Here is a 25,882-nt window from a genome sequence, read left to right as displayed (position 1 = left end):
TCAGGCGCCGAGGCGCTGCTTCAGGGCCTCGAACTCGTCGCGGATCGAGGTCGGGAGGTTGTCCTCGCCGATCGTGGCGAACCACTCCTCGATCAGCGGGATCTCGGCCTTCCACTCCTCGACGTCGACGGCCAGCGAGGCCTCGACATCGGAGCGCTCGGCGTCGACGCCGTCGAGGTCGAGCTGGTCGGCGGTCGGCACGAACCCGATGGGGGTGTCGACGGCGGCGGCCTTGCCCTCCAGGCGCTCGATGCACCACTTCAGGACGCGGCTGTTCTCACCGAAACCGGGCCACAGGAAGCGGCCGTCCTCGCCGCGGCGGAACCAGTTGACGTAGAAGATCTTCGGCAGCTTGTCCGCGTCCGCGCCCTTGCCGGTGGCGACCCAGTGGGCGAAGTAGTCGCCGACGTTGTAACCGAGGAACGGCAGCATCGCCATCGGGTCGCGGCGGACCTCACCGACGGTGCCGGCCGCGGCCGCGGTCTTCTCCGAGGACATGGTCGCGCCCATGAAGGTGCCGTGCTGCCAGCTGCGGGCCTCGGTGACCAGCGGGACGGTGGTCTTGCGACGGCCGCCGAACAGGATCGCCGAGATCGGCACGCCGTTGGGGTCGTTCCACTCCGGGGCGACGACCGGGCACTGGTCGATCGGCACGGTGTAGCGAGAGTTGGGGTGTGCGGCCTTGACGCCCGAGTCGGGCGTCCAGTCGTTGCCCTTCCAGTCCGTCAGGTGCTGGGGGTCGCCCTCGAGGTCCTCCCACCACACGTCGCCGTCGTCGGTCAGCGCGACGTTGGTGAACAGCGCGTTCCCGGCCTCGATGGTGCGCATGGCGTTCGGGTTGGTCTTCCAGTTGGTGCCCGGCGCGACGCCGAAGAACCCGAACTCGGGGTTGGTGGCGTAGAGCCGCCCGTCCTTGCCGAACTTCATCCAGGCGATGTCGTCGCCGACGGTCTCGGCGCGCCAGCCGGGCACGGTCGGCTGCAGCATCGCGAGGTTGGTCTTGCCGCAGGCGCTCGGGAAGGCGGCGGCGACGTAGTAGGCCTTCTCCTCCGGGCTGATCAGCTTGAGGATCAGCATGTGCTCGGCGAGCCAGCCCTCGTCGTGCGCCATGGCCGAGGCGATGCGCAGCGCGTAGCACTTCTTGCCCAGCAGGGCGTTGCCGCCGTAGCCGGAGCCGTAGCTCCAGATCTCCCGGGTCTCCGGGAAGTGGCTGATGTACTTGTCCTCGTTGTGCGGCCACGGGACGTCCGCCTGCCCCTCGGCCAGGGGGGCGCCGATCGAGTGCAGGGCCTTGACCCAGCGGTCACCGGCCTCGTCGAGCAGCGGCAGGATGTGCGCACCCATCCGGGTCATGATCTTCATGGAGATCACGACGTACTCGGAGTCGGTGATCTCGACGCCCAGCTTCGGGTCCTCGGCGTCGGTCGGGCCCATGCAGAACGGGACCACGTAGAGGGTCCGGCCCTTCATGCTGCCGCGGTACAGCTCGGTCATCGTCCGCTTCATCTCGGCGGGCGCGACCCAGTTGTTGGTCGGCCCGGCACCGCGCTCGGTCTCGGTACAGATGAAGGTCCGCTCCTCGACGCGGGCGACGTCGCCGGCGTCGGACGCGGCGTAGAAGGAGTTCGGCTTCTTCTCCGGGTCGAGCCGCACGATGGTGCCCTGCTCCACCAGCTGGTCGGTGAGCCGGGTCCACTCCTCGTCCGAACCGTCGCACCACACGACGCGGTCCGGGGCGGTCAGCTCGGCGATCTCCTGGACCCAGGCCGCGACGCCCTGGTTGGTGGTCGGTGCCTTGTCGGTGCCCGGAACGGTCGCTGCAGTCATGTCGTCCTGTTCTCCTCGCCGGCCCCGGCCCGTCACCGGGGGAACTACGACGGGCCCGCGACCGGAGTCGGTGACGGGCCCAGACGGGAAAAGGTGGTTTCCGAGGCTACCTGCGAAATAGTGCGCCACCCATGGGTGGAGTTGAGAGGTCAGGCACAGCACCGATCATGTAAATCGATCCAGTAGCCGACGGACGACGGCGATGTCCGCCCAGGTGACACGCATGTCACACGAACGCAACCTGTTCCCGGTGACCGATTCGGCGACGATCCGTGACATCGGCACGCACATTCCGGGAGAAGCGTCGCGGAAATTCACCCGCAGGCCGGAAGCGACCGTTTCAACGCATTCTCGGAGCCCACTTAGGGCTTTCAGGAACGGAAGCGGTCAGCGCACGGCGGCGACGGCGCGCGCCAGCTCCGGAACCATGATCGGCAGCCGGTGCGCGGTCACCTGCCAGTAGCGCGTGCCGGGGTCACCGGCCCGCCACGCGTCGGCGAGCCGGACGACGGCGTCCGGATCGATCCGCCGGCGCGGCCGGGGTCGCATCCCGCAGCGCTCACGGACACCGGCGTCGAGCGCGCGCCAGGCGTCCTCGGCGGTGGTGTGGACCGAGACCTCCGGGCGACCCGGGACGACGTCGTGGTCCTCGGTGCCGGGATCCCCGGCGCGGTCCACGGAGTCACCGGGGTGCTCCCCGAGCACCAGGGTGTAGGCGCTGACCACCTCGTACGGCACGGCTGTCTCCCGTGTGGAGTCGGCACCGGCGACCGGCACCGGTCGCCGCGGACGAGCCGTAGTGAACCAGCCGGGGCACACCGGATCCGCCGAACGAGCGTCCGACGGGGCCGCGCGTCGCCGGAACCACCCGTCCGGGCAGCCGGACGGTCACCCGTGACCGTCACGGGTGGTCACCCGGTGCTCACACCCCGCGACAAGCGGTCAGCGGCGGGCGACCGCGTGTCCGGCGTCGGCGTCCACCGCGGAGGCACCGGCCGCCAGGACGTCCCGGTGCGCGCGGCGCAGGCCGAGCCCGGCCGTCACCAGCACCACCGCGACGGCGACCGCCGCCACCCCGGACGCGACGTCCACCCCGTGCACGAACGCCTCCCGCGCGGAGGCCAGCAGGGCCGCCGCGGTGTCGGCGGGCATCGTCGTCGCGACGTCCGCCGCCCCGCCGAGGGTCTCCCCGGCCGAGGACGGCGTCCCGTAGGGGAGCACGACACCCGCCCGGTACACCGCGGACAGCACCCCGCCGACCAGCGCGGTGCCGAGCACCGCACCGACCTCGTAGGCGGTCTCGGAGACCGCGGCCGCGGCGCCGGCCTTCTCCGGCGGGGCGGCGGCGAGGATCGCGTCGTTGGTGACGGTCTCGGACAGCCCGATCCCCGCGCCGATCAGCACCGCGGCCGTCATCAGCAGCACGACGGCCGAGTCCACCTGCAGGAACAGGCAGACCACGTAGCCGGTCAGGACGAGCGCGAGCCCGGTCGCGACGAGCTGGTGCAGCGCGAACCGGCGGGCCAGCCGCGCGGCGGCGAGCCCGGCCACGACCGTCACCACGAAGCCCGGCAGCAGGAGCAGGCCCGCCTGCAGCGGCGAGTACCCGACGACCAGCTGGAGGTACTGTGCAGAGAAGAACAGCAGCCCGGTGAGCCCGAACATGGTGGTGGCGTTGGCCAGCGCGCTGTGCCGGAGCACGGGGCGGGCGAACAGCTCCAGGTCGATCAGCGGGTCCAGGCCGCGCCGCACGCGTCGCCGGTAGTGGGCGACGAACGCGGCCCCGGAGCCGACACCCACCAGCACCGACGCGACGACGGCGGGGGTCACCCCGCCCGCGGACCCGGCCAGCTTGAGGGCCAGGACCAGCGGTCCCATCGTCAGCAGCGACAGCACCACGCCGACCAGGTCGAGCCGGCCCGGCTCGGTCTCCCGCGACTCGGGCACCACCAGCGGCGCGACGACGAGCAGCAGCGCCATCGGCGGCACGCTCATCACGAAGATCGAGCCCCACCAGAAGTGCTCGAGCAGCAGCCCGCCGACGATCGGGCCGAGCGCCGCACCCGCGGCGAACCCGGTCGCCCAGATCGCCAGCGCGAGCCTGCGGTGGGTCCGGTCGAGGAACACCGACCGCAGCAGCGCCAGCGTGGAGGGCATCAGCATCGCGCCGAACACACCGAGCAGGGCGCGCGCCGCGACGAGCTGGGCGGCCGAGGTGGCGAACGCGGCGAGCAGCGAGACCGCACCGAAGCCGGCGACACCGATCATCAGCAACCTGCGGCGGCCGATCCGGTCGCCGAGGGTGCCCATGGTGACCAGCAGCCCGGCGAGCACCAGCGGGTAGACGTCGACGACCCACAGCAGCGTCGCCGCGTCCGGGCGGAGCGCGGCCGAGAGCTCCGGCAGCGCCACGCCGAGCACCGTGTTGTCGATCGACACCAGCAGCGTGGGGATTGCGAGCACCGCGAGCGCGAGCCAGGCGCGCGGCCCGGGCCGCGGCGCCACGTCCGGCCCGCCCCTGTCCATCGCCGCGCCCCCTGCGCCGACCTCCGGCCGTGCCATCGCCGTTCTCCCTCGTGCTCGTCGTCCCGTGGTGCCCGGATCCGGACGCAGCTTTACCGTCCGGACGGTACATCTTTATACCGTCCAGACGGTACAGTCCATTCCCGGCCGGGACTGTGAGGCGGGGCACGGGCACTAGGCTTCGCCCATGGCGTCCCACTCCGAACGACGGAACGCGGGGACACGGGGACCGGGCTCGGCCCGCGACCGGGTCCTCGACGCGTACGAGACGCTGCTGATCGAGCAGGGGCCCGGTGGCGCCACCCTCGACGCGGTGGCGGCGGCCGCCGAGGTGTCCAAGGGCGGGCTGCTCTACCACTTCAACTCCAAGGAGTCGCTGGTCGGCGGCCTGCTGGAGCGGCTGCGCGAACGCAGCGCCCGGGACGCCGAGCTCATGCGCTCGGACACGGCGGGCACCGTGGCCTACTACCTGCGCACCTCGATGCCGGGCAACACCTCGCCGGTCGGGCTGACCCGCACCTACCTCGCCACCCTGCGCATCGCCGACGGCACCACCTCCGGGGAGGCCGCACGGAGCGCGCTGGCCGACGTCGACGCCGACGGGCTCGCCGCGCTCGGCGAGGAGATCCACGACCCGGTCGTGGCCTGGCTGGTGCAGCTCGTCGGGGACGGCCTCTACCTGCGCACCCTGACCGGCGCACCGCTCACCGGCGGGGTGTCGACCGACGAGCTGCTCGACACACTGCGGGAGCTGCTCGCCGCCCGTTCCTGAAACGGATGAACACCTCGCGCGCAGAGCGCGTCGAACCGGTCGCGCGGGGTAGTCTCCAACCCTGCACACGCACGGGGAGGGGCCCACTGTGGAGGGAACCGGCGGCTATCTCGCACTGGTCGTGGTCGGAGTGGCGATCACGGTCGTCGTGGGCCAGATCCTGCTGCGCACCGGACAGCCGTTCCTGGAGGACGTCTTCCAGAACACGGAGACGTCGCACTCCATCAACCGACTGCTGGTGGTGCTGTTCCACCTGCTGACCCTCGGCGTCCTCGGCATGATCTCGGTGATCGACATCGACAGCATCACCGGCGTGCAGCAGATCGTGTTCAAGATCGGCGCCGTGCTGCTGATCGTCGGGATCGCCTACGGCGTCTCGATGCTCGTGCTGCTGCGCATCCGCGAGCGGCGCCGCCAGCAGAAGGTGTCCGCGGACATCGACCGCTCCATCGCCGAGCAGCGCCGCGGCGTCGGCCGGTTCCGGCGCGGCGCGAACACCGACAGCGAGGGCCGCACCCCCGCCGACCAGCCGGAGGACTGACCCCGGGCTCAGCCGGGGTCTCCGGGCAGGCCGGTCACCGCGTCGGCGAGACCGTCGCCGTCGAGGTCGGTCCAGAACTCCGGACCCCGTCCGGAGTCGACGACGAGCGTCTCCGCCACACCGTCGCCGTCGGCGTCGCGGGCGGCGGGCCCGGACACCGGGACCGATCCCGCGACGCCGGACCGGGCCCGCGGCACCCGCACCCACCAGGGGACGGGCAGCGCCGCCGCGACCACCGCGCCCGCCAGGACCGTGCTCCCGGCCGGTACCGGCGGCTCAGCACGCACGGGACGCCTCCGGCAGCCCGCGGCCGGCGTCGGAGATCCGGCGCAGCAGCTCGTGGTCCGCGGCGAGCAGCACCGCGTCGCGCACCCGCCGGGCCAGCGCACGGTCCCGGGCGGAGCGGACCGCCCGCACCCGGGCCGCGACGAGCGCACCCACCAGCAGGACGAGCCCCGCGAGGGCGGGCAGCACCCCGGGACCCCCGGCCGGGAGCACCCGCGCGCCGGCCGCGAGGACCGACGCCACCCACACCGCCGATCCGGACAGGACCGCCCCGGACCACGCCCCGCGTTCCCGGCCCGGTGCGACGGCGAGCACCCGGCCCGCCGCGGCGACGAGAACCCCGCCACACGACGGTGACGGAACGTGAGTGACATGTGTCACGTGGACGCCCTGATGCCGCAGTGCGGCTGCGGCCGCACGGCGGCGCAGGACCGGCCCGCTGCGGCGCCCCCAGGCGTCGTCGAGGGTGCGGGCGGGACCGTCGAGCGCGGCCGTCCACCACCGGACGTCGCCGGCCCGCCCCGCGCGCCGGGCCGCGTCCGCCGCCAGGCCGTCGACCTGCACCGACAACGTCGCGAGAAGATCGGCGCGGGCCTGGTCGAGCGCGGTGCGCAGCGGCGGTCCGATGCTGCCCGACAGCGGTTCCCGGTCCATGCCGGACAGTGTCGGAGGGACCGTTCCCGGGTGGATCCGTAGGACTGCGCAGCGGCCCCGGGTGATCGTCGTCCCCTCTCATGGGCAAGGCTGAACCGCAGGGTGGACACGGACGAATCAGCCGACCGGGGCAACCCCACGGGCTCCAGGGACGTCCACTGATCGGGCAATACCGAAGACGCCCGACACCAGAACCGCAACCGGACCGTGATCGCGTCGTTGGACGAGTAAGCGGACCTGTATGGAGGAAGTGTGAGCGCCGTTACGCCCGCCCGCCCGACCGTCACGCCCGATGCGAGCGCCCCCGCGCGCCCCGGGCGTCAGAACGGTGCCGGTGCCGGACAGTCGCCGTTCCCGGCGAACCCTGCCCGACCCGGCGGGCGCGCTCCGCTGGCGCCGCAGCCGGAGGGACCCGAGGGCTTCCGTCGCCCGCGGCCCCGCCCGGCTCCGCGCCGCAGCGCGAACCCGGCGGTGTCGGTGATCGTGCCGACCCGCAACGAGGCCCGGAACCTGGAGATCGTGCTGCCGGCCATCGCCGCGGTGCGCCCGGCCGTGCACGAGGTCATCGTCGTCGACGGCAACTCGACCGACAACACGGTCGCCGTCGCGCGGCGCACGCTGCCCTGGGCGCGCGTCATCACCCAGACCCGCAAGGGCAAGGGCAACGCGATGGCCTGCGGCTTCACCGCCGCGACCGGCGACGTCATCGTCATGTTCGACGCCGACGGCTCGGCCGACCCGAACGAGATCCCGGCCTTCGTGAACGCGCTGGTCAAGGGCGCCGACTTCGCGAAGGGCAGCCGGTTCTGCAAGGGCGGCGGCTCGGACGACATCACGCTGCTGCGCAAGTCCGGCAACGCCGGCCTGAACACCGTCGCGAACCGGCTGTTCGGCACGCGGTACTCCGACCTCTGCTACGGCTACAACGCCTTCTGGGCCGACCTGCTCCCGCAGCTCGAGCTCCCGGACCCGGCCGCGCCGCAGCCCGAGGACGGCTCGATGCTCTGGGGCGACGGTTTCGAGATCGAGACCGTGCTCAACTGCCGCGTCGCGGCCGCCGACCTGACGATCACCGAGGTGCCGTCGGTCGAGCGCGAGCGCATGTTCGGCGAGACCAACCTGCGGACCTTCGCCGACGGCACGCGCGTGCTGCGTACCCTGATGGCCGAGCACCGTCGCATGGAGCAGCGCCGCAAGGCGTCCGGCTACGCCCGCTGACGCTGCTCGCACCGGCCGCCCCCGCCGGTCCGCAGCCCCATGAGGAGCGATTGCACGTGAGCGCCCTGCCGACCGCCACCGTGGTCGTCTGCGTCTACACCGAGAAGCGCTGGTTCGACATCAAGGCCGCCGTCGACTCGGTCCTCGACCAGGACGTGACCCCGCTGGAGACGATCGTCGTCGTCGACCACAACGAGCGCCTGCGCGAGCGGGCCGAACGCGAGTTCGGGCCGCTCGGGGTGGTCGTCGTCGCGAACGACAAGAAGCAGGGCCTGTCCGGCGCCCGCAACACCGCGGTCGAACTGGCCTCCGGTGAGGTCGTCGTCTTCCTCGACGACGACGCCGCGGCCCGCCCCGGCTGGCTGCACGCGCTCCTCGCCCCGTACGAGGACCCGGACGTCATCGGCGTCGGCGGGGTCGCGCACCCGAAGTGGCCCGACGGGCGTCCGCGGACGCTGCCCGGTGCCGCCCCCGGGGACCCGAACGCCACCGGTGAGCTCGACTGGGTCGTCGGCTGCACCTACACCGGCCAGCCCACCGAGCGCGCCGAGATGCGCAACCTCATGGGCTGCAACATGTCCCTGCGCGCCGAGGTGTTCACCCGCGTCGGCGGGTTCGCCGAGGACATGGGCCGGATCGGCAAGAACCCGCTGGGCTGCGAGGAGACCGAGCTCTGCATCCGGGCCCGGCAGGCCTACGCCGCCGACGGCCGGAACCCGCGCATCCTGTTCGAGCCGCGCGCCGCCGTCGACCACCGGGTGTCCGACGACCGCGTCTCCTGGCGCTACCTGCTGCGCCGCGGCTGGGCCGAGGGCATCTCCAAGGCCGCCGTGTCCAAGGTCGTCGGGACCGGGGACTCGCTGTCCACCGAGAGCAGCTACACGATGAAGGTGCTGCCCGCGGGCGTCATCCGCGAGGCGAAGGAACGCAACGCCGCCTCCGCCGCCGCGATCGTCGCCTGCTTCGGCGTCACCGCCGCCGGCTACGTCCGCGGCCGGCTGCCCGGCGCGACCGCCCACGTGCGGCTGCCCGCGGGCCGGAACACCGGTGCCTGACCGGGCCACCGCCCCGGAGACCCCGCACCCGCACGACACCCGGATCCGCTCCTACGTCCACCAGCGCGTCCGGCTCTCCGAGGGCCAGCAGTCCGCCTGGGACCGGCTGTGGTCGACGTGGGGTTCCGAGGTCGACGACGTCGTGGCGTCCGGGGTGTGGGACCCGGCCGCGACGTTCGGCCGGACCGCGCCGCTCGTGCTGGAGATCGGGTCCGGCATGGGCGAGACCACGGCGTCGCTCGCGACGGCCGAGCCGGGGATCGACCACGTGGCCGTCGAGGTCTTCGAGCCCGGCCTGGCCCAGCTGCTCATGCGGATCGAGCAGGGCGGCCTGTCCAACCAGCGGCTGCTGCGCGGCGACGCCGTGGAGCTCCTGACCCGGGTCGTCCCGCCCGCGTCGCTGGACGGGCTGCGCATCTTCTTCCCCGACCCGTGGCCCAAGCGGCGGCACCACAAGCGGCGGTTGATCCAGCCGGAGTTCGCCGCGCTGGCCGCGTCACGGCTGCGGCCGGGTGGGTTGCTGCACCTGGCCACCGACTGGCCGCACTACGCCGAGCAGATGCGCCGAGTGGTCTCCGCGGAGCCGTCGCTGCGCCCGGACGACCGCTTCCCGCTCCGTCCGGACGGCTGGCAGGACCGTCCGTCGTGGCGTCCGGTCACCAAGTTCGAGGACCGGGCCCGGCTGGAGGGACGACCGGTTCGTGACCTGCTGTACGTCGCCGACCACGCCCCCGGCACCGGTGACACACGGAGAGTGACCGACTACGGTCGGGAGGACCCCCGACCCGGATCCCCACCCGAGTGACCCCCGAAGGACGCCCGTGACGACGGTGGAGCACGGCAAGAACTCGCACCCCGCTCCCGCGGCACCGAAGCGGCCGGTCGACCGACCGCCCGGCTTCCGGCCGAGCCCGACGCCCCGCCCGATGACGGGCCCGCCGCCGGGCGCCCCGTCGGGTCCGGGTCAGGGGCCCGGCCCGGTGTCCGGGGAGTCCGGCGCGGAGCGGTCCGGCCGGTCGGTCTCGATGGTCCCGCTGGTCGGTCCGGTCGAGGGCCCCGTGCAGGCCACCACCGCCGTGGCGCGGCCCGGGGTGGAGACGACGACCGTCGTCGACCGGTCGCGGGTGCGGCAGGCTCCGCCACGGGAGCAGGGACCGGGCGGGTCCGGGCCGCTGCGGGACCAGCAGGCCCCGGCCGAGCGTGCCACGGTCGCGACGCCGCTGCCGGAGCGCGCGACCGTCGCGACCCCGGTCCCGGGAACGACCCAGGCCCCCGGGAGCACCCCCGGCTCCGGCACCACCCCGGCCCCGGGATCGCAGCGCCCGGCCGCGGGCAGCCGCGAGCACGTCCTCAACCGGGTCGACGGCCCGGGCGCCGCGACCGCGGTCGTCCGCGTCGCGCCCCCGGCGGAGACCCGCACCGCACCGCCGGTGGAGACCCGCACCGCACCGCCGGCGGAGACCCGCACCGCACCGCCGGTGGAGGGCCGTGGCGCGCCGTCGGCCGGGAGCCGTGTCGCGCCCCCGACCCAGGCCACCGGTGGCTGCCCGGTCACCGGGCACGGACGCTCCGGCGGACACCCGCCGCCCCCCGGCGTCGCCGACGAGCGGGACCCCGCCCCGGTCGACCCGGCCGTGGCCGAGGAGTTCCTGCGCCAGGTGTACGCCGAGACCGAGCCGGGCGTCCCGCTGCCGGAGCGGCTGCGCCAGGTCCGCGCCGAGATCGACCGGGTCGGCACCTACACCCACACCACGCACGAGCTGGTCTTCGGCACCCGGGTGGCCTGGCGGAACTCCGCGCGCTGCATCGGGCGCCTGTACTGGCAGTCGCTGCAGGTCCGCGACCTGCGCCACCTGCACGACCCGGCCGACATCGCGCAGGAGAGCGTCGGGCACCTGCGCGCCGCCACCCGCGGCGGGAAGATCCGTTCGACGATGACGGTGTTCGCGCCGGACGCCCCGGGGCGTCCCGGCCCGCGGATCCGCAACGACCAGCTCGTCCGCTACGCCGGGCACCGCAACCCCGACGGCACCGTCACCGGGGACCCGGGGCAGGCCGACTTCACCGACCACGTCGTCGGGATGGGGTGGCCGCGACCGCAGCCGGCGGGCCGGTTCGACGTGCTGCCGCTGCTGATCACCGGCCCGGACGGGCGGTCCCGGCTGTTCGACGTCCCGCCGGACGCCGTGCACGAGGTCCCGCTGCGCCACCCCGAGCACCCCTGGTTCGCCCGGCTCGGGCTGCGCTGGCACTCGGTGCCCGCCATCAGCAACATGCCGCTGGAGATCGGCGGGGTCGTGTACCCGGCCGCCCCGTTCAACGGCTGGTACCTCGACACCGAGGTCGGCGCCCGCAACCTCGCCGACACCGACCGCTACGACCTGCTGCCCGAGATCGCGAAGCGGCTCGGGCTCGACACCCGGTCGGTGCGCACGATGTGGCGGGACCGGGCGATGGTCGAGCTGGTCCGCGCGGTCACCTACTCCTTCGACGCCGACGGCGTCACCATGGCCGACCACCACAGCGAGGCCGAGCGGTTCATGACCTTCCTGGCGAAGGAGGAGGCCGCGGGACGGCGCTGCCCGGCCGACTGGAGCTGGATCGTGCCGCCGATGTCGGGCTCGCAGACCCCGGTCTTCCACCGCTACTACGACGAGCCCGACCCGGATCTGCGGCCGGCGTTCCTGGAGCCGCACGGGCTGCGGCCCCGCGACGACCAGGGCTGAGGGCCGGTCAGGGCCGGGCGGTGACCGGGCTCAGGCCCGGCACCTGCCGGGTGCGGCCCCGGAACTCGGCGACGACCGTCCCGTCGGCGGCGCGGACGGTGACGTCGTAGAGCCCGGACCGGCCGCTCGCGGCCCGTTCGACCGCCTCGGCGGTGAGGACGTCGCCCTCGTGCGCCGGGCGCAGGAACGCGATGTCCGCGCCGCTGGCCAGGGCGGAGACGCCGTGGGAGTTGCTGGCGTAGGCCATCGCGGTGTCGGCGAACAGGAACAGGTAGCCGCCGTGGCAGACCCCGTGCCCGTTGACCTGGTCGGGACGGACGGTCATGGTCGCCGTCGCCCGTCCGGGGGTGACCGCGACGACGTCGACGCCGGCTGCACGGCTCGCCCGGTCGCCGTCGCGCATGATCGCGGCGGTCCGGGTGGCGAGCTGCTCCGGCCCGGTCGGTGGGTTCTCCATGGGGACAGTCTCACCCGCGTGGGCGCCGGGCCGGGCGGGCGGGGCGACGGCGGCTAGGCTCCCCGGCATGAGCAGCGGGACGGGGCAACACGGACGCGGCGTTCCGACAGGCCCGCAGGAGCGCGTGCTGCTGGTGTGGGACGCGCCCAACATGGACATGAGCCTCGGTTCGCTGCTCGGCGCCCGCCCCACCTCGGCCTACCGTCCGCGGTTCGACGCCGTCGGCCGCTGGCTGCTCGACCTCGCCGGCCCCGAGGCCGAGGCCGAGGCGTGCGTGTTCACCAACGTCGCCCCGGGCAGCATCGACATCGTCCGGCCCTGGGTCGAGGCCCTGCGCAACGTGGGTTTCGCCGTCTTCGCCAAGCCGAAGACCAGCGACGACTCCGACGTGGACGACGACATGCTCGCCCACATCGGCATGCGCTCGGCCGAGGGCAGGCTGCGCCACGTCGTCGTCGCCTCGGGGGACGGGCGGGCGTTCCGGGAGCCGCTGGAGAAGCTCATCGAGGTCGGCACCGACGTCACGGTGATCGGCTTCCGCGAGTACGCCGGGTTCGCGCTGGCCTCGGAGACGCTGTCGTTCCTCGACCTCGAGGACATCGACGGCGTGTTCCGCGAGCCGCTGCCGCGCGTCTCGCTGGAGACCCTGCCCGACGAGGGCGCCTGGCTGCCGCCGTTCCGGTCGCTGCGCTCGCTGCTCGACCGCCGCTGACATGGCGGTCCTCCAGCGGCTCACCGCCCCGGTCGCGCTGCCCTGCACGCCCGGCTTCCCGGTCGTGCGCGACGCGGTCCTCGACGTCGACGACACCGGCCGGATCGCGTTCTTCGGCACGGCCTCCGACGCGCCGGCGACGGACGCCGTGGTGCGGCCGCTGCCCGGGCTGCTCATGCCCGGCATGGTCAACACGCACTGCCACACCCCCATGTCGCTGCTGCGCGGGATGGGTGGCGACCTGCCGCTGATGCCGTGGCTGACCGAGGTCATGTGGCCCGCGGAGGGCCTGCTGACCGAACAGGACGTGCACGCCGGGATGCTCGCGGGCTGCCTGGACCTGCTGCGGACCGGCTGCACCACCAGCGTCGAGATGTACTTCTTCACCGACGCCCTGGCCGACGCCGTCCGCACCGCGGGCTCGCGGGCCGTGCTCACCCCGGGGATCATCGCCGCGCCCGGCTGGGACCGGCTCGGGACCTGGGAGCAGATGCGCGACGACGTCTCCGCCCGGATCGACGCCCGCGGCGTGATCCCCGACGACGACGGCCGGATCGAGCTCGGCTACGGCCCGCACTCGGCCTACACGCTGCCGCCCGGCGCCCTGGAGTCGGTCGCCGCGGCCGCCCGCGAGCGCGGCGCACTGGTGCACACCCACGTCGCGGAGTCCCGCGGCGAGGACGCCCACGTGCGCGAGACCCACGGCTCCGTCCCGGCGATGCTCGACGCCGGCGGCGCGCTCGGCGGGCGGGTGCTGGCCGCGCACTCGGTGCACCTGTCCGACGACGACATCGCCGTCTACGCCCGGCACGGCGTCGCCGTCGCGCACTGTCCCGGCTCGAACGCGAAGCTCGCGGCGGGCACCGCCCGGCTGCTGGACCTGCGCCGGGCCGGGGTGCGGGTGGGTCTGGGCACCGACGGTCCCGCCTCCTGCGACGACCTGGACCTCTGGCACCAGGCGCGGCTCGCCGGGCTGATGGCGCGGGTCGGGGCCGACGACGCCGCCGCCCTCACCGCCGCCGACGTGCTGCTCATGGGCACCGCGGACGCCGCGCACGCGATCGGCCGCGACGACCTCGGCGCGCTGGAGGCCGGGCGGCGGGCGGACGTGGTGCACGTCGACACCGACGACTCCGCATTCGTCGCGCCGTCGGACGACGCGCAGCTCGTGTCGAACCTGGTGTGGGCAGGCGGCTCCCGCCTGGTCCACGACGTGTGGGTGGGCGGCGAGCAGGTCATCGACGCCGGTGAGCCGACCCGGGCCGACCGCCGGGCGTCACTCGCCGCGGTGCGGTCGATCTCGGCGCGGCTGCGCGGGCAGGTCTGAGCGGTCCCGCGCCCGTCAGCGGCCGAGTACGGCCGCGAGGTGCGGGTCGGTGAAGCGGCGGTCGGGGTCGAACCGATCGCGGACGGCGCGGAACGCCTCCCACTCCGGGTAGGCGACGGCGAGCTCGTCCGGCCCCCAGGCGTGCCGGGTGGTCCAGCAGGGCCGCCCGTCGGCGTCCTCGCAGACCGCGCCCGCGAGCCGGCGGACCGGCTCCTCCGCCGGTCCGCGGGTCCGCAGCCGCAGGTAGGCGGTGTCGCGGCCGGACGCCGGGTGCAGCAGACCGGTCTCGGCCCGTCCGGTGCGCACCCGCACGGGACGCAGCTCCCGCCCCCGCGCGGCGACGGCGGCCCCCAGCTCGCGCAGGACCGTCCCGAGCGCGGCACGCGGCACGGCCCACTCGGACAGGTCCGGGTCCCACGGCTGCGGGTCCGGCAGGACCTCGTGCGGCGGCCCGGCCGTGCCGGGCGCCCAGCGCTGCGGCGGCGGCCACCCGGACCGCAGCCCCACCCCGGAGGACCACCACGACGACGCCAGCCGCGACACCGCCTGCCCCCAGCCGGCGCGCTCGACCGGACCGGTCGCCTCGGGCTCCGGCTCGGCCCAGCGCAGCACCGCGGACCCGGCGTGCGCCGACGGGCTGACCGCGATGTCGCACTCGGTCCAGGCGTGCTCGCCGAGCAGGTCCTCGCCGAGCACCTCGTCGATGCCGACGGCGCGCTCGTGCACCTGCAGCCGCGTGAGCGGGACGGTGCGGAGCTCCAGCGCGGTCGCGATGCCCAGTGCGCCGAGCCCGCAGCGGGCGGCGTCGAGGTCGGGTCCGGTGACGTCGCGGACGGTGCCGCGGCCGTCGACCAACCGGACGGCCCGGACCTGGCCGGACAGCGAGCCCTCCGCGGGGGCGCCGCCGTACATGCCCAGCCCGGTGGCGCCGCCGATGGTGGCGCGGGGCGCGTCGGGCACGGTGGCCAGCGCCCGGCCGGCGGCGGCGAGGGCGACGCAGAGGTCCGCGACGGTCTCCCCGGCCCGCACCCGCACGGTGTCCTCGCCGATCTCGACGACGCCGGTCAGCGCGGACACGTCGAGTAGTACGTCATCGGTCCGGACGAGGGGTCCCGGGGCGCGGCCGCCGGCACCGGTGGGGCGGACGGTGGCGCCCCTTTCCGCGGCCCGTCGCACGGCCGTCACGACGCCGGCCTCGTCGAGCGGGCGGTCGGTGCGCCGGGGGCCGGTCGCGGCGGGATCGGTGCTCATCCCTCGCAGGGTAGAACGCCGAGGGTCACCGTGCGGAACGATTCGAGCACGCGTCGCGGCGCGTCGTACGGCCGTCCGGTGGAACGGCGGTGAACGTGGTGGCGGGTGTGCCGGACGGGACGGCGAAACATGCAGCGAATGCCCTCTTGTGACCCGGACGGCCGCCCGATACGGTCACACTCCGTGGCGATCATGTCGCCACGCGAGTCCGGGACGAGGATGTCCCGCACTCGGCCCCGTCGCCCTGCCCGGAACCGCGCTCCCCACGGCTCCGGTCGGCGCCGACGGCGTCACCGGTGTCGCGCGCGCCACGCCGGTGGCCTCCGCACGCGCGAGGGCCGGGTGCGGTGGTCGGCTCCCTCCGACCATCGCCCCGGCCCTCGCCTTGCGTGCTGACGACCCAGCTCCCCAGCCGGTCGTCACCTCATCCCGCGGTCCCAAGGTGTGTCCGCGGGATGTTCTGGTGCATCCTCGGCGCTCCCGGTCCCCACCGGTCCTGCCGTGCGGCCGTACGCCTGTGGCGTGCGGCCACTCCCCGGGACGCTCCGGGGGTGTCGTGGTTGCCTCGCGTACCGATCCGGTCGCGAAAGGGTGCCGAACGGCCGTACCGCGCCGCCCGTGCCGGCGGAGCGACCGGGCCGGATACCCGTCCGGTCGCTCGGACGCCGCTCAGGCCGTGCGGGTCAGCCGGTGCCGCCCGGCACCGCCCAGCAGATCGGCGATCGCGGCCCGGTCCGCGGCGCGCTCGGCGTCGCGACGACGGCGCAGCATCACCATGGCGGCGTCGCCCGGTGTGTTCCAGGCGCCGTCGTCCTGCTCCTGCGGCGCGTGGCCGAGCGGCTGCGCCGGGACCGGTGCGACCTCGGCGTGGAACGCGGCGACCGTGTCCCCGGTCGGCCGGACCGCGCCACCGCGGCGGGTCGTGCGGACGGTGCCGCGGTGGACGCGGCGCACGGCGTTGCCGGCGCTCCCGCTCCGCCGGCCGTCCCGCCAGCCCCCGACGGTGAGGGCGTGGAAGATCGGGGTCTCCTCCTGGATCTCGTCGTGCGACTCGTGCCGGCCGGGGAACGGCCAGCTCTCCTGCGCGGCGCGTCGCGCCCGGATCGACGACTCGAGGCCACCCGCAGCGCTGTCGAACTCGTACACCCGCCGTACCTCCTGCTCGCCTGACATGTGGGGACCCACGGCCTGGTCCGTATCGCGTACACCCGGTACCGCCGTTCGGCCCACTCACCCGGTCAACGGGTGACACACGAGAGGGGAAACGGGGGTGACAGTTCTGGTTGCGAGGTCCCCTCGTACGAGTGGCGTGACCGGTCCAGGACTCTCCGTGTTGTCTACGGAGCGTGTTCACTCGGCCTCCTCCTGGAGCAGTCGGTGACGTCGGTTCGGAGTCCGGCCCGTCGGAAGCCCTCGGCGACAGGTCCTCGCCTCGGCCCAGGTGACCACGATCCGGCACGTCGCGACCACCATGCGGCGGTGCGTCACCACATCGCCACTCCTTCGTGCCGGCGCGGCCCACGGAGTGTCGACTACACGGGTGTAGTTCGACGGAAAGTCACGAATGGCTGTCAGCACTGCTCCGTCCGTTCCGGCGCTGGTCCGTCCGGGGTGCAGTGCTCGGGGGCCGGGCCGTCACCGTTGCGTGCACCGCGCCACCCCGGCCGATCCGCCGTACCGTCGTCCCATGACGGAGCGGACCGGGCGGCCCGCCGCTCCTGCCGGGAGCGGCATCCCGCGCCCACGGCACGACGACGACCCTGCCCTTCGCGGGCGCGCGTCCGCGGACGGGCACCACGCGGAACCGGCGCACGCCGCGGACGAGGACTCCGGCGCCGGGCACGCACGTGTGGTCGCCCCGCGGCCCGCCGATCCCGGGGCCGGCGCCCACCGGGCCACCCCCGCCCCGCACGACGACACCGAGCCCCTCCTCGACGACACCACCGACCACCATCGCGCCGCCGGCGGGCGGGCCGGGCCGCACGTCGCGGACCCCGTGGCGCGGGCCGCCGGGGCGCGTCCCCGCCCGTCGCCGCGGGCGGAGATCCCGCGCCCGCTGCGGATCGCCTCCGAGGCGTGCGCCCGGATGCTCGTCCTCGCCGCCGGGTTCGCGCTGCTCGTCTTCCTCGTGATCGAGCTGCGGGTCGTGGTCGTCCCGGTGGCGATCGCGGTGCTGCTGTCCGCGCTGCTCGCCCCGCTGGTCCGGTGGCTGCACGAGCGGCGGGTGCCCCGCGGCATCGCGACGGCGCTGGTGATGGTCGGCGGTCTGGCCGCGCTCGGGGGGCTGCTGACCGCCGTCGTCAGCACCCTGGTCGACGGCACGTCCCAGGTGGTCGCGGAGGTCACCGACAACGTCGGCTCGCTGCAGGGGCTCGCCGACGCGACGCCGTTCCGGATCGACGTCGGCGTGCTCGGCGACCAGGTGCTGCAGGCGGTGCGCGACAACCAGCAGACGCTGACCTCCGGCGCGGTGACGACCGCCGCGACCGTCGGGGAGATCCTCGCCGGGTTCGCGCTCTGCCTCTTCGCGTTGATCTTCATGCTCCACGACGGCCGCCGCATCTGGGGGTTCGTCCGGCTGCTCGCCCCGCGGGCCCGGCGCTCGCGGGTCGACGTCGCCGCCCGCCGGGCGTTCGCCTCGCTCGTCGGCTACGTACGGGCGACGGTGCTGGTCGCGATCGTCGACGCCATCGGGATCGGCCTGGGCCTGTGGGCGACGGGTGTGCCGTTCGTGCTGCCGCTGGCCGCGCTGGTGTTCCTCGGTGCGTTCGTGCCGATCATCGGGGCGGTGCTGACCGGCGCCGTCGCGGTGCTGGTCGCGCTGGCCACCGAGGGACCGGTGACCGCGCTGATCGTGCTCGGTGTCGTGCTGGCGGTGCAGCAGCTGGAGAGCCACGTGCTCCAGCCGGTGCTGATGGGCCGGGCCGTCCGGCTGCACCCGCTGGCGGTCGCGCTCGGCGTCGCGGTCGGGGTGGTCGTCGCCGGGATCGCCGGCGCGCTGCTCGCCGTCCCGCTGCTGGCCGTACTGACCGCCGCGGTGCGGTCCCTGGTCGCGTCGCGCGAGGTCGCGCCGCGGGCGGTGGACCCGCTGCGCCCGCGCGAGGCGAACCCGCCGCCCGCCCTGCCGGGCTGAGCGCACGCCCTGCCGCGCAGTGCCTGCGGTGGGACGATCGCGCCGTGCGTTATCTCGTGACGGGTGCGACCGGCTACATCGGTGGGCGGCTCGCGCCCCGGCTGCTGGGCCAGGGTCCCGAGCCCGACCTCGTCCCGGACCCGTCCGCGGGCCCGGTCCACGTGCGCTGCCTGGTCCGCAACCCGGACAAGCTCGCCGACGTGCCGTGGGCCGCCGACGCCGAGATCGTGCAGGGCGACCTGCTGGACCCGGACAGCGTCCGCGCGGCCTGCGAGGACGTCGACGTCGTCTACTTCCTCGTGCACTCGCTGTCGGACTCCGACTTCGCCGCCACCGACCGGCGGGCCGCGCTGATCCTCGGGGAGGCGGCGCGCGCGGCCGGGGTGAAGCGGATCGTCTACCTGGGTGGTCTGCACCCGGACACCGGAGCGGGGAAGCTCTCGGCCCACCTGGCGTCGCGGGTGGAGGTGGGGGAGACCCTGCTGCGCTCCGGGGTGCCGACGGTCGTGCTGCAGGCCGCGGTGATCCTCGGCTCCGGCTCGGCCAGCTTCGAGATGCTGCGCTACCTGACCCAGCGGCTCCCGCTGATGGTCACCCCGCGCTGGGTGCACAACCGGATCCAGCCGATCGCGGTGCGCGACGTGCTGCGCTACCTGATCCGCGTCGCGGAGATCGACGCGCCGGCCGCCGAGCTGAACCGGACCTTCGACATCGGCGGCCCCGAGGTCCTCACCTACTACGAGATGATGCAGCGCTACGCCCGCGTCGCCGGCCTGTCCCGGCGCCGGGTGCTGCCGGTGCCGGTGCTGTCGCCGTCGCTGTCCGCGCACTGGATCAACGTCGTCACGCCCGTCCCGAAGTCGATCGCGAAGCCGCTGATCGAGTCCCTGGTGCACGAGGTCGTCTGCTCCGAGGACGACATCAAGGACCGCATCCCCGACCCGCCGGGCGGGCTGATCGGCTACGACCGCGCCGTCGAGCTGGCCCTGTCCCGCATCACCGACGGCGAGGTCGAGACCCGCTGGTCGGGCGCGACCGTGGCGAACGTGCCGTCCGACCCGCTGCCCAGTGATCCGGAGTGGGCCGGCGGCGACGTCTACCTCGACGAGCGCGAGCAGGTCTGCGCCGCCACCCCGGAACGGCTGTGGACGGTCGTCGAGGGCATCGGCGGGGAGCGTGGCTGGTACTCGTTCCCGCTGGCCTGGTCGGTGCGCGGCTGGATGGACCGCGCGGTCGGCGGCGTCGGGCTGTCCCGCGGCCGTCGCGACCCGCACGACCTGCGCACCGGCGACGCGCTGGACTGGTGGCGGGTGGAGCGGATGGTCGAGCCCGGCGGGGCCCGCCCGGCCGGCAGCGACCGCGACCCGGAGGAGGGGCTGCTGCGGCTGCGCGCGGAGATGAAGGTGCCCGGCCGGGCCTGGCTGGAGATGTCGGTGCGCCCGCGTCCGGGCGGGTCGACCTACCACCAGCGGGCGGTGTTCATCCCGCACGGCCTCCCCGGCTACCTGTACTGGTGGTCGGTCGCGCCGTTCCACGGGATCGTCTTCGGCGGGATGGTCCGCAACATCACCCGCACCGCCGAGCGCGACGGTGACGTCCCCGCCCCGGCGAGCCGCCGTCCGGCATGGCTGCGGTCCCGGTCGCACCGCGACCGGGCGGCCTGACCGCCTCCGGGTCGGCGCTCCCCCGGACCACGGTGGCCCGCGCGGCGGCGTCAGCCGCGATCGGGGCCCGAGAGGGCGGCGAGCAGCACGGCGGACTCGCGCTCGGACACCGAGCGCGCGAAGTGCAGGAGCACGGCCTCGGTGTCGCCGGGGCCGTCGAGCAGGTCGCGCAGGGCGCGCGCGGTCTCCTCCTCGCGGCTCGCGGCCGGCGTGTAGAGGTAGGCGCGACCGTCCAGCCCCCGCTGCACCCAGCCCTTGCGGTGCAGGTTGTCGAGCACCGTCATGACGGTCGTGTACGCCAGCGGACGGGCCGGGGCCAGGCGGGCGCGGACGTCGCGCACCCGGCACGGTCCCGCGTCGCCCCACAGCACGTCCATCACGGCGGCCTCGAGCTCGCCGAGTCGACCACGCATGTTGCCTCCCGGATCCGAGGGTAACCGCAACCCCCCATGCTCCCCCGGTCGGTGGGCCGTCGGATCAGCAGCCGGACAGTGCGTGCACGGGCTCCACCGCACGCGGTCCCGGGCCGAGCACCACCCAGCGCCCACCTGCGGCCTCCACCTGGGGCAGCGCGGCGCGGACCTCGTCGAGGAGCTCGGGCAGGAACAGCAGGACACGGTCCGGGCGCAGGCCGGCGAGCTCGTCGGGGGACACGACGGGCACGTCGCTGCCCGGCATGCGGTGGCCCTGCTTGGCCGGCGAGGCGTCCCCGACGGCGGCCAGCAGCGACGCGTCCAGCCCGGCGCGGCACACCAGGGGCACCGCGCGGGACGCCGCGCCGTAGGCGGCGACGGTGCGTCCCGCCGCCCGCTCGGCGACCAGCCAGTCGCGCAGCAGGTGGGTGTCGTCGGCGGCCGTCTGCAGCCGGGCGAACCCGGACGGCTCGGTGACGGCGAGGGCGCGTTCCTCGTCGACGAGGCGGCGGGTCTCGGCGTCGGGCTCGGCGCCGGCCCGGGCGGTGACCAGCACGGTCCCGCCGGACAGCGGGTACCACCACGCCCGGTGCACGCCCAGGCCGTGCCGGCGCAGTGCGGTGTCCAGGGCGGGCAGCGACCAGTAGCCGTAGTGGCCGTGGCGCAGGTCGAACCACTGGCCGTCACGCAGCACGGTGCCCAGCGACAGCAGCTGGAGCGCGAGCGTGCCGCCGGGTGCGAGCAGCGCGACCCGCCGGGCGAGCGCATCGGCCTGGTCGGGCTCGTGCAGCAGCCCGTAGAAGTCGACGACGAGGTCGGCCCGCCCGGTCGCGGACACCGCGTCCGTGTCGAGCGCGGTCATGCCGCGCCCGGTCAGCCGCGGGAGCCACGAGCCGCCGTGCGGGCTGCCGAACTCCGCGACCCGGCCGCCCGGGCGGACCAGCCCGGCGCGGGTGAGCCGGCCGACCGAGCGGTCGCTCTGGTCGGCCATCGCCCGCGGTTCGACGCCGTGCAGCTCCTCGGCCACCGCGGCATCGGTCTGCAGCTGGGCGAGACCGCAGCCGGCGCACAGCCACATGCGCAGCGGGGCCGCCGGGTCGGGCAGCGGGGCGTCCCGGGCGGGCATCCGGTCCCACGGCGGCTGCTCGCCCAGGTCGAGCACGACCGTGCCCGTGGCACCGCCACAGGCACGGCACCGGGTACCCGGCGTCGGGTCGTCGGTCATGCGCCACCCCTTCGTCGCATCAGTACTAGGTCCGATAGTAGATACGGGGGCTGAAAGCCCGCTGTGAGCCCGATCGGAGCAACGTGGACTTGCGCAGCGTCACCAGGACCGGGGCCGCTCGTTGTCGTTTCCGGTACCCCAACCGCAGCCCACCGCGCGCCCGTCGCACGCGGTGACCGGACCCGAGGGAGGTCGAGTGGACGTCGTACGGACCGTGGTGCCCGGCGCGCTGCTGCTCGACCCGACCGTCGCCGACACGTCCGGCCCGGACCTCACCGCCTTCACCGTGCGGCGACGGCGCCGCCCGGCCCGCGACGCCGTGCTCGGCCTGTTCGGCCATCCCGGCGACGCGGTGCTGCTCGGCGTCCCCCGCGGCAGCGGTTATGCCGTCGTCATCGACGCCCGACCGGACGCCGACACCTTCGGCCGGCTCGCCGTCGCGCTGCTCGAGGGCCCGCAGCGACTGCTCGTCCCTCCGGGCTGCCTCTACGGCGTCCAGTCCGTCGCGAGCGGGACCGTCGTCGAGCTGCGCAGCGCCACCCGGCTCCCGCGCCGGGAACGCTTCGACGTCCACCCGGACGACCCGGACCTCGCGGTCCGCTGGCTCCGCCCCCGGCCGGCCCGGACACCGGGCACGGCACGCTCCTGGGCCGCGCTGACCACCCGCCTCGGGGCCCCCGCGGGCCCCCGCCGGGACCGCGTCTCCCTCTGGTGACCCCGGGCGCCGTCCCCGGTGTGAGGACGGGCGCATGTGAGCCCGTCGGCCCGGTCGGCCAGATCACGAATCGGTCACGTAACGTCGGTACCAGGCCGGATCGACGACGCCCCGCGCCGGACGGCGGCACGACCGTGTCCGCCGGGACGTGGACACGAGGGGTTGCCGAGGTGCTGAGCGAGCGCGAGAACCGTCGACTGCACGAGATCGAGGTGCAGCTGCGACTGACCGACCCGCGACTGGTCCGCCGGTTCTCCGCACTGAACGCCGCACTGCACGCCCCGGCCCGCCACGGCGGACGGCTGCTCGCCGGGTTCGCCCGCGACCGGCGCACCGTGCACGGCTCCGGCCCGTTCCCGACGGTACTGCTGGGAGCCGCACTGGTCGTGCTGCTGCTCGGTGCCGTACTGGTGAGCGTGCCGGTCGTCGTCGCGGGGATCCTCATCGCCGGCCTCGCCCTGGCCGTCGCGGCCACCACCGGACCGCAGGCGCACCCCGGAATCGCCTGACGCGGCACCCCGCACCGCGCGGTGCCGCCCCGGACCGGCGCCGACCGGTGCCGCCCCGGAGGGGCGGCGTGGCCGTAGCGCGCGACCGGGGTCCTCAGCCGTGGGCGAGGTCGGAGAACCGGCTGTAGTGCAGCTGGTGGGCGACGGTGATCGTCGTGGTCGGGCCGTTACGGTGCTTGGCCAGGATCAGGTCGGCCTCACCGGCGCGCGGGTCGTCCTGCTCGAACGCGTCGGGGCGGTGCAGCAGTACCACCATGTCCGCGTCCTGCTCGATCGAGCCGGACTCACGCAGGTCGGACAGCATCGGCCGCTTGTCGGTGCGCTGCTCGGGACCACGGTTCAGCTGGCTCATCGCCACCACCGGGACCTCGAGCTCCTTGGCCAGCAGCTTGATCTGCCGGGAGAACTCCGAGACCTCCTGCTGACGGGACTCGACCTTGCGGCCCGAGGTCATCAGCTGCAGGTAGTCCAGGATGATCAGCTTCAGGTCGTAGCGCTGCTTCATCCGGCGCGCCTTGGCCCGGATCTCCATCAGCGTCAGGTTCGGCGAGTCGTCGATGTAGAGCGGCGCCTCGGAGATCTCCGACATCCGCCGCGCCATCCGCGTCCAGTCCTCGTCCGACATCCGGCCGGCGCGCATGTCGGCCAGCCGGATCCGGGCCTCCGCGGACAGCAGACGCATGACGATCTCGGACTTGCTCATCTCCAGCGAGAAGAACGCGCTGGTCATGCCGTTCTTGATGGAGCAGGAGCGGGCGAAGTCCAGACCCAGGGTCGACTTGCCCAGACCCGGCCGGGCCGCGACGACGACCATCTGGCCCGGGTGCAGACCGTTGGTGACCTGGTCGAGGTCGGCGAAGCCGGTCGGCACACCCGTGGACTGGCCGCCCCGGGAGGCGATCGCGTCGATCTCGTCCATCGTGGGCTGGAGGAGCTCCTCCAGCACCGTGTAGTCCTCGGTGGTGGTGCGCTCGGTGACCTCGTAGACCGCGGCCTGGGCCCGGTCCACCGCGTCGTCGACGTCGCCGCCGTCGGCACCGTGGTAGCCGAGCTGCACGATCCGGGTACCGGCCTCGACCAGCCGCCGCAGGACCGCCTTCTCGCCGACGATCTCGGCGTAGTACGCCGCGTTCGCCGCGGTGGGCACGGTCGCGATGAGGGTGTGCAGGTAGGGCGCGCCGCCGAGGCGGACGAGCTCACCGCGCCGCTGCAGCTCCGCCGAGACCGTCACCGCGTCCGCGGGCTCGCCACGGCTGTAGAGGTCCAGGATCGTCTCGTAGACGGTCTGGTGGGCGGGCCGGTAGAAGTCCTCCGGCTGCAGGACCTCCACGACGTCGGCGATCGCGTCCTTGCTCAGCAGCATGCCGCCGAGCACCGACTGCTCGGCCGTGAGGTCCTGCGGGGGCTGACGGTCGAACGTGGCGCCCTCGCCGGGTCCGGAGGCCTTCTCGCCGTCACGGACCGCACGGGGCTTGTTGCCGGGACGATCGTCCGTCAGAGCCATACGCAGCGTCACCCCCGGTGGACACAGTACCGAACGCACGTTCGACGCGCGAGTGGTACGTGCTGCCACCCGCGACCGTCGTCGGTGATCTGCCGGCCGGCGCGGTGCCCGACGGACCGCGGCGGGCGCGGTCCGGGGAGCAAGGCGCTCGCGTACCGGTACGGCCGACACTAGGTCGGCCGCGGGCCCGTGGCGAACCGGCCTGGTGATCGAACTGGGGATGAACTGTGCACGGATGCCGCCCGTCCCGGGACCGTGCTGGGGACAACCTGGGGACAGGGGACCGGAACGGGCCGTCTGCGCAGGTCAGAGGCATACTCACAGCTGTGGACAACTTTGCTCTGGCGTGTCGTCGCACGCCGCGTACGGGCGTGTCGGAGCGCCCGGCGGACCGCTCGCCGCCCGGCGCGTCCACAGGCCCGCCCGACGAGTGGATCGTCACCGCACGGCGTGTCGGCTGCGTGACAAGACATCCGGTGTGGGGTCGTCCGATCGGTGTCGATCGTCCATCCGGGACTGCGCACCGTGTGCGCGACGCCCGTCCGGCCGGCCCGGACACGCGAAAGGGCGGTGCCCGGAGCGCATGGCTCCGGACACCGCCCTGTTCACGCTCGGTGGTCGAACGACCACCGGACCGCTCAGCTCGCGACGACCGCGATCGGCAGCTCGGTGGTGACCTCCGGGTGCAGGCGGACCTGCACCTGGTGCTTGCCCAGGGTCTTGAGGTGACCCGGGACGTCGATGCTGCGCTTGTCCAGCAGCGGGCCGCCGGCCGCCTTGACGGCGTCGACGACCTGGGCCGGCGTGATCGAGCCGAACAGACGGCCGGTGTCGCCGGCCTTGGCCGGGACGGTCACGTTGATGTTGCGCAGCTGCGAGTCGACCTGCTGGGCGTGGCCCAGGTCGCGGATCTCGCGGGACTTCTGGGCCCGGCGGATCTGCTCGACCTGCTTCTCGGCGCCACGGGTGGCGACGACCGCGAGCTTGCGCGGCAGCAGGTAGTTGCGGCCGTAGCCGTCCTTGACCTCGACGATGTCACCCGGGGCACCCAGGTTCGGGACGTCGGCGTTGAGGATGAGCTTCATGTGTCTCCCCTTCCTCAGCGAGCGGTCGAGGTGTACGGCAGCAGGGCGACCTCACGGGAGTTCTTCACCGCGACGGCGACGTCCCGCTGGTGCTGCCGGCAGTTGCCGGAGACCCGACGGGCACGGATCTTGCCGCGGTCGGAGATGAACTTCCGCAGCAGACCGGTGTCCTTGTAGTCGATCAGCTGGGCCTTGTCCTTGCAGAAAGCGCAGACCTTCTTCTTCGGCTTGCGCACGATGGCCTTGGCCATGGTGGTGCTCCTGGAGATCGTCCTCCGCCCGTCAC

Annotated in this window: 25 protein-coding genes; 12 read left to right on the top strand and 13 right to left on the bottom strand. The window is 74.3% G+C overall.

What is annotated here, in order from left to right; genetic code table 11:
* From AC0GKK_RS15970 to AC0GKK_RS15960, 3 genes are all read right to left on the bottom strand, one after another.
* Positions 1 to 1,827: a phosphoenolpyruvate carboxykinase (GTP) gene (locus AC0GKK_RS15970; RefSeq protein ID WP_482638635.1), complete on the bottom strand. Its 1,827-nt coding sequence runs from the start codon at positions 1,825 to 1,827 to the stop codon at positions 1 to 3.
* 387 nt (positions 1,828 to 2,214) lie between these two features.
* Complete coding sequence (locus AC0GKK_RS15965; RefSeq protein WP_208822749.1) at positions 2,215 to 2,565, bottom strand: hypothetical protein; 351 nt, start codon at positions 2,563 to 2,565, stop codon at positions 2,215 to 2,217.
* A 204-nt stretch (positions 2,566 to 2,769) separates the two neighbouring features.
* Positions 2,770 to 4,389, bottom strand: coding sequence for an MFS transporter (locus AC0GKK_RS15960; RefSeq protein ID WP_489881972.1), 1,620 nt, complete (start codon positions 4,387 to 4,389; stop codon positions 2,770 to 2,772).
* A gap of 148 nt (positions 4,390 to 4,537) precedes the next feature.
* On the opposite strand from AC0GKK_RS15960, the gene AC0GKK_RS15955 reads away from it, so the two are divergent.
* Together AC0GKK_RS15955 and AC0GKK_RS15950 are read left to right on the top strand one after the other, a co-directional pair.
* On the top strand, positions 4,538 to 5,122 hold the full coding sequence (locus tag AC0GKK_RS15955) for a TetR/AcrR family transcriptional regulator (RefSeq protein WP_073576103.1): 585 nt from the start codon (positions 4,538 to 4,540) through the stop codon (positions 5,120 to 5,122).
* 88 nt (positions 5,123 to 5,210) lie between these two features.
* Positions 5,211 to 5,663: a hypothetical protein gene (locus AC0GKK_RS15950; RefSeq protein WP_345647716.1), complete on the top strand. Its 453-nt coding sequence runs from the start codon at positions 5,211 to 5,213 to the stop codon at positions 5,661 to 5,663.
* A gap of 8 nt (positions 5,664 to 5,671) precedes the next feature.
* Here the strand turns inward: AC0GKK_RS15950 and AC0GKK_RS15945 are convergent, their stop codons facing one another.
* Both AC0GKK_RS15945 and AC0GKK_RS15940 read right to left on the bottom strand, forming a co-directional pair.
* Positions 5,672 to 5,950 carry a DUF6802 family protein gene (locus AC0GKK_RS15945; protein WP_345647719.1) on the bottom strand — a complete coding sequence of 93 codons (279 nt, stop codon included), beginning with the start codon at positions 5,948 to 5,950 and terminating at the stop codon, positions 5,672 to 5,674.
* Entirely contained in the window at positions 5,940 to 6,602 is a 663-nt protein-coding gene (locus tag AC0GKK_RS15940) for a hypothetical protein (protein ID WP_345647722.1), read from the bottom strand. The genes AC0GKK_RS15945 and AC0GKK_RS15940 overlap by 11 nt, the downstream gene beginning before the upstream one ends.
* A 477-nt stretch (positions 6,603 to 7,079) precedes the next feature.
* Here AC0GKK_RS15940 and AC0GKK_RS15935 point away from each other — a divergent pair, with 477 nt between their 5' ends.
* The 4 genes from AC0GKK_RS15935 to AC0GKK_RS15920 all read left to right on the top strand — a co-directional run bounded on the left by AC0GKK_RS15935 (position 7,080) and on the right by AC0GKK_RS15920 (position 11,601).
* Positions 7,080 to 7,820 (top strand): glycosyltransferase family 2 protein, encoded by a 741-nt coding sequence (locus tag AC0GKK_RS15935; protein ID WP_062403950.1) that lies wholly within the window; start codon positions 7,080 to 7,082, stop codon positions 7,818 to 7,820.
* Positions 7,821 to 7,876: 56 nt separating this feature from the next.
* On the top strand, positions 7,877 to 8,875 hold the full coding sequence (locus AC0GKK_RS15930) for a glycosyltransferase family 2 protein (RefSeq protein ID WP_357544750.1): 999 nt from the start codon (positions 7,877 to 7,879) through the stop codon (positions 8,873 to 8,875).
* On the top strand, positions 8,868 to 9,680 hold the full coding sequence (trmB, locus tag AC0GKK_RS15925; RefSeq protein ID WP_345647727.1) for a tRNA (guanosine(46)-N7)-methyltransferase TrmB: 813 nt from the start codon (positions 8,868 to 8,870) through the stop codon (positions 9,678 to 9,680). The genes AC0GKK_RS15930 and trmB overlap by 8 nt, the downstream gene beginning before the upstream one ends.
* 829 nt (positions 9,681 to 10,509) lie before the next feature.
* Positions 10,510 to 11,601, top strand: a complete 1,092-nt coding sequence (locus tag AC0GKK_RS15920; RefSeq protein WP_308215826.1) for a nitric oxide synthase oxygenase — start codon at positions 10,510 to 10,512, stop codon at positions 11,599 to 11,601.
* 7 nt (positions 11,602 to 11,608) lie between these two features.
* Here AC0GKK_RS15920 and paaI read toward each other — a convergent pair whose 3' ends face one another.
* Entirely contained in the window at positions 11,609 to 12,058 is a 450-nt protein-coding gene (gene paaI, locus AC0GKK_RS15915; protein WP_489881971.1) for a hydroxyphenylacetyl-CoA thioesterase PaaI, read from the bottom strand.
* Positions 12,059 to 12,125: 67 nt separating this feature from the next.
* Between paaI and AC0GKK_RS15910 the strand changes: the two genes are divergently transcribed.
* Together AC0GKK_RS15910 and AC0GKK_RS15905 are read left to right on the top strand one after the other, a co-directional pair.
* Positions 12,126 to 12,770 carry an NYN domain-containing protein gene (locus AC0GKK_RS15910; protein WP_208822739.1) on the top strand — a complete coding sequence of 215 codons (645 nt, stop codon included), beginning with the start codon at positions 12,126 to 12,128 and terminating at the stop codon, positions 12,768 to 12,770.
* A gap of 1 nt (position 12,771) precedes the next feature.
* A complete protein-coding gene (locus AC0GKK_RS15905) occupies positions 12,772 to 14,097 on the top strand; it encodes an amidohydrolase family protein (RefSeq protein WP_489881970.1) in 1,326 nt (441 codons plus the stop codon).
* A 15-nt stretch (positions 14,098 to 14,112) separates the two neighbouring features.
* On the opposite strand, the gene AC0GKK_RS15900 is transcribed toward AC0GKK_RS15905, so the two are convergent.
* Both AC0GKK_RS15900 and AC0GKK_RS15895 read right to left on the bottom strand, forming a co-directional pair.
* Positions 14,113 to 15,348 carry a D-arabinono-1,4-lactone oxidase gene (locus AC0GKK_RS15900; RefSeq protein ID WP_489881969.1) on the bottom strand — a complete coding sequence of 412 codons (1,236 nt, stop codon included), beginning with the start codon at positions 15,346 to 15,348 and terminating at the stop codon, positions 14,113 to 14,115.
* 669 nt (positions 15,349 to 16,017) lie between these two features.
* A complete protein-coding gene (locus AC0GKK_RS15895) occupies positions 16,018 to 16,494 on the bottom strand; it encodes a hypothetical protein (RefSeq protein ID WP_073576113.1) in 477 nt (158 codons plus the stop codon).
* Between the two features lie 541 nt (positions 16,495 to 17,035).
* Between AC0GKK_RS15895 and AC0GKK_RS15890 the strand changes: the two genes are divergently transcribed.
* Positions 17,036 to 18,481, top strand: a complete 1,446-nt coding sequence (locus AC0GKK_RS15890; protein ID WP_489881968.1) for an AI-2E family transporter — start codon at positions 17,036 to 17,038, stop codon at positions 18,479 to 18,481.
* Positions 18,482 to 18,525: 44 nt separating this feature from the next.
* Positions 18,526 to 20,145: an SDR family oxidoreductase gene (locus tag AC0GKK_RS15885; RefSeq protein WP_489881967.1), complete on the top strand. Its 1,620-nt coding sequence runs from the start codon at positions 18,526 to 18,528 to the stop codon at positions 20,143 to 20,145.
* Between the two features lie 50 nt (positions 20,146 to 20,195).
* Here AC0GKK_RS15885 and AC0GKK_RS15880 read toward each other — a convergent pair whose 3' ends face one another.
* Both AC0GKK_RS15880 and AC0GKK_RS15875 read right to left on the bottom strand, forming a co-directional pair.
* A complete protein-coding gene (locus AC0GKK_RS15880) occupies positions 20,196 to 20,558 on the bottom strand; it encodes a BlaI/MecI/CopY family transcriptional regulator (RefSeq protein ID WP_489881966.1) in 363 nt (120 codons plus the stop codon).
* Positions 20,559 to 20,622: 64 nt separating this feature from the next.
* Positions 20,623 to 21,783, bottom strand: a complete 1,161-nt coding sequence (locus AC0GKK_RS15875; RefSeq protein WP_482638642.1) for a methyltransferase domain-containing protein — start codon at positions 21,781 to 21,783, stop codon at positions 20,623 to 20,625.
* A gap of 196 nt (positions 21,784 to 21,979) precedes the next feature.
* On the opposite strand from AC0GKK_RS15875, the gene AC0GKK_RS15870 reads away from it, so the two are divergent.
* Positions 21,980 to 22,498, top strand: a complete 519-nt coding sequence (locus AC0GKK_RS15870) for a dTDP-4-dehydrorhamnose 3,5-epimerase family protein (RefSeq protein WP_346101916.1) — start codon at positions 21,980 to 21,982, stop codon at positions 22,496 to 22,498.
* A gap of 170 nt (positions 22,499 to 22,668) precedes the next feature.
* Positions 22,669 to 23,007, top strand: coding sequence for a DUF3040 domain-containing protein (locus tag AC0GKK_RS15865; RefSeq protein WP_405420789.1), 339 nt, complete (start codon positions 22,669 to 22,671; stop codon positions 23,005 to 23,007).
* Positions 23,008 to 23,101: 94 nt separating this feature from the next.
* Here AC0GKK_RS15865 and dnaB read toward each other — a convergent pair whose 3' ends face one another.
* The 3 genes from dnaB to rpsR all read right to left on the bottom strand — a co-directional run bounded on the left by dnaB (position 23,102) and on the right by rpsR (position 25,847).
* On the bottom strand, positions 23,102 to 24,511 hold the full coding sequence (gene dnaB, locus AC0GKK_RS15860; RefSeq protein ID WP_062403954.1) for a replicative DNA helicase: 1,410 nt from the start codon (positions 24,509 to 24,511) through the stop codon (positions 23,102 to 23,104).
* 638 nt (positions 24,512 to 25,149) lie between these two features.
* Positions 25,150 to 25,596 carry a 50S ribosomal protein L9 gene (gene rplI / locus AC0GKK_RS15855; protein ID WP_208822723.1) on the bottom strand — a complete coding sequence of 149 codons (447 nt, stop codon included), beginning with the start codon at positions 25,594 to 25,596 and terminating at the stop codon, positions 25,150 to 25,152.
* Between the two features lie 14 nt (positions 25,597 to 25,610).
* A complete protein-coding gene (gene rpsR / locus AC0GKK_RS15850; protein ID WP_020623471.1) occupies positions 25,611 to 25,847 on the bottom strand; it encodes a 30S ribosomal protein S18 in 237 nt (78 codons plus the stop codon).
* Between the last annotated feature and the right edge of the window lie 35 nt (positions 25,848 to 25,882).

The organism is Pseudonocardia sp. P-1, assembly GCF_058111925.1.
The sequence above is the reverse complement of the archived record's forward strand: the minus strand, read 5'-3'. Positions and strand labels throughout refer to the sequence as shown.

What these genes read in the sequence shown, in the direction of transcription:
- AC0GKK_RS15910 (WP_208822739.1), top strand. Translation starts at nt 12,126, where the DNA reads ATGAGCAGCGGGACGGGGCAACACGGACGCGGCGTTCCGACAGGCCCG.
- AC0GKK_RS15955 (WP_073576103.1), top strand. Translation starts at nt 4,538, where the DNA reads ATGGCGTCCCACTCCGAACGACGGAACGCGGGGACACGGGGACCGGGC.
- rpsR (WP_020623471.1), bottom strand. Translation starts at nt 25,847, where the DNA reads ATGGCCAAGGCCATCGTGCGCAAGCCGAAGAAGAAGGTCTGCGCTTTC.
- AC0GKK_RS15890 (WP_489881968.1), top strand. Translation starts at nt 17,036, where the DNA reads ATGACGGAGCGGACCGGGCGGCCCGCCGCTCCTGCCGGGAGCGGCATC.
- rplI (WP_208822723.1), bottom strand. Translation starts at nt 25,596, where the DNA reads ATGAAGCTCATCCTCAACGCCGACGTCCCGAACCTGGGTGCCCCGGGT.
- AC0GKK_RS15905 (WP_489881970.1), top strand. Translation starts at nt 12,772, where the DNA reads ATGGCGGTCCTCCAGCGGCTCACCGCCCCGGTCGCGCTGCCCTGCACG.
- AC0GKK_RS15880 (WP_489881966.1), bottom strand. Translation starts at nt 20,558, where the DNA reads ATGCGTGGTCGACTCGGCGAGCTCGAGGCCGCCGTGATGGACGTGCTG.
- AC0GKK_RS15940 (WP_345647722.1), bottom strand. Translation starts at nt 6,602, where the DNA reads ATGGACCGGGAACCGCTGTCGGGCAGCATCGGACCGCCGCTGCGCACC.
- dnaB (WP_062403954.1), bottom strand. Translation starts at nt 24,511, where the DNA reads ATGGCTCTGACGGACGATCGTCCCGGCAACAAGCCCCGTGCGGTCCGT.
- AC0GKK_RS15970 (WP_482638635.1), bottom strand. Translation starts at nt 1,827, where the DNA reads ATGACTGCAGCGACCGTTCCGGGCACCGACAAGGCACCGACCACCAAC.
- AC0GKK_RS15875 (WP_482638642.1), bottom strand. Translation starts at nt 21,783, where the DNA reads ATGACCGACGACCCGACGCCGGGTACCCGGTGCCGTGCCTGTGGCGGT.
- paaI (WP_489881971.1), bottom strand. Translation starts at nt 12,058, where the DNA reads ATGGAGAACCCACCGACCGGGCCGGAGCAGCTCGCCACCCGGACCGCC.
- AC0GKK_RS15960 (WP_489881972.1), bottom strand. Translation starts at nt 4,389, where the DNA reads ATGGCACGGCCGGAGGTCGGCGCAGGGGGCGCGGCGATGGACAGGGGC.
- AC0GKK_RS15900 (WP_489881969.1), bottom strand. Translation starts at nt 15,348, where the DNA reads ATGAGCACCGATCCCGCCGCGACCGGCCCCCGGCGCACCGACCGCCCG.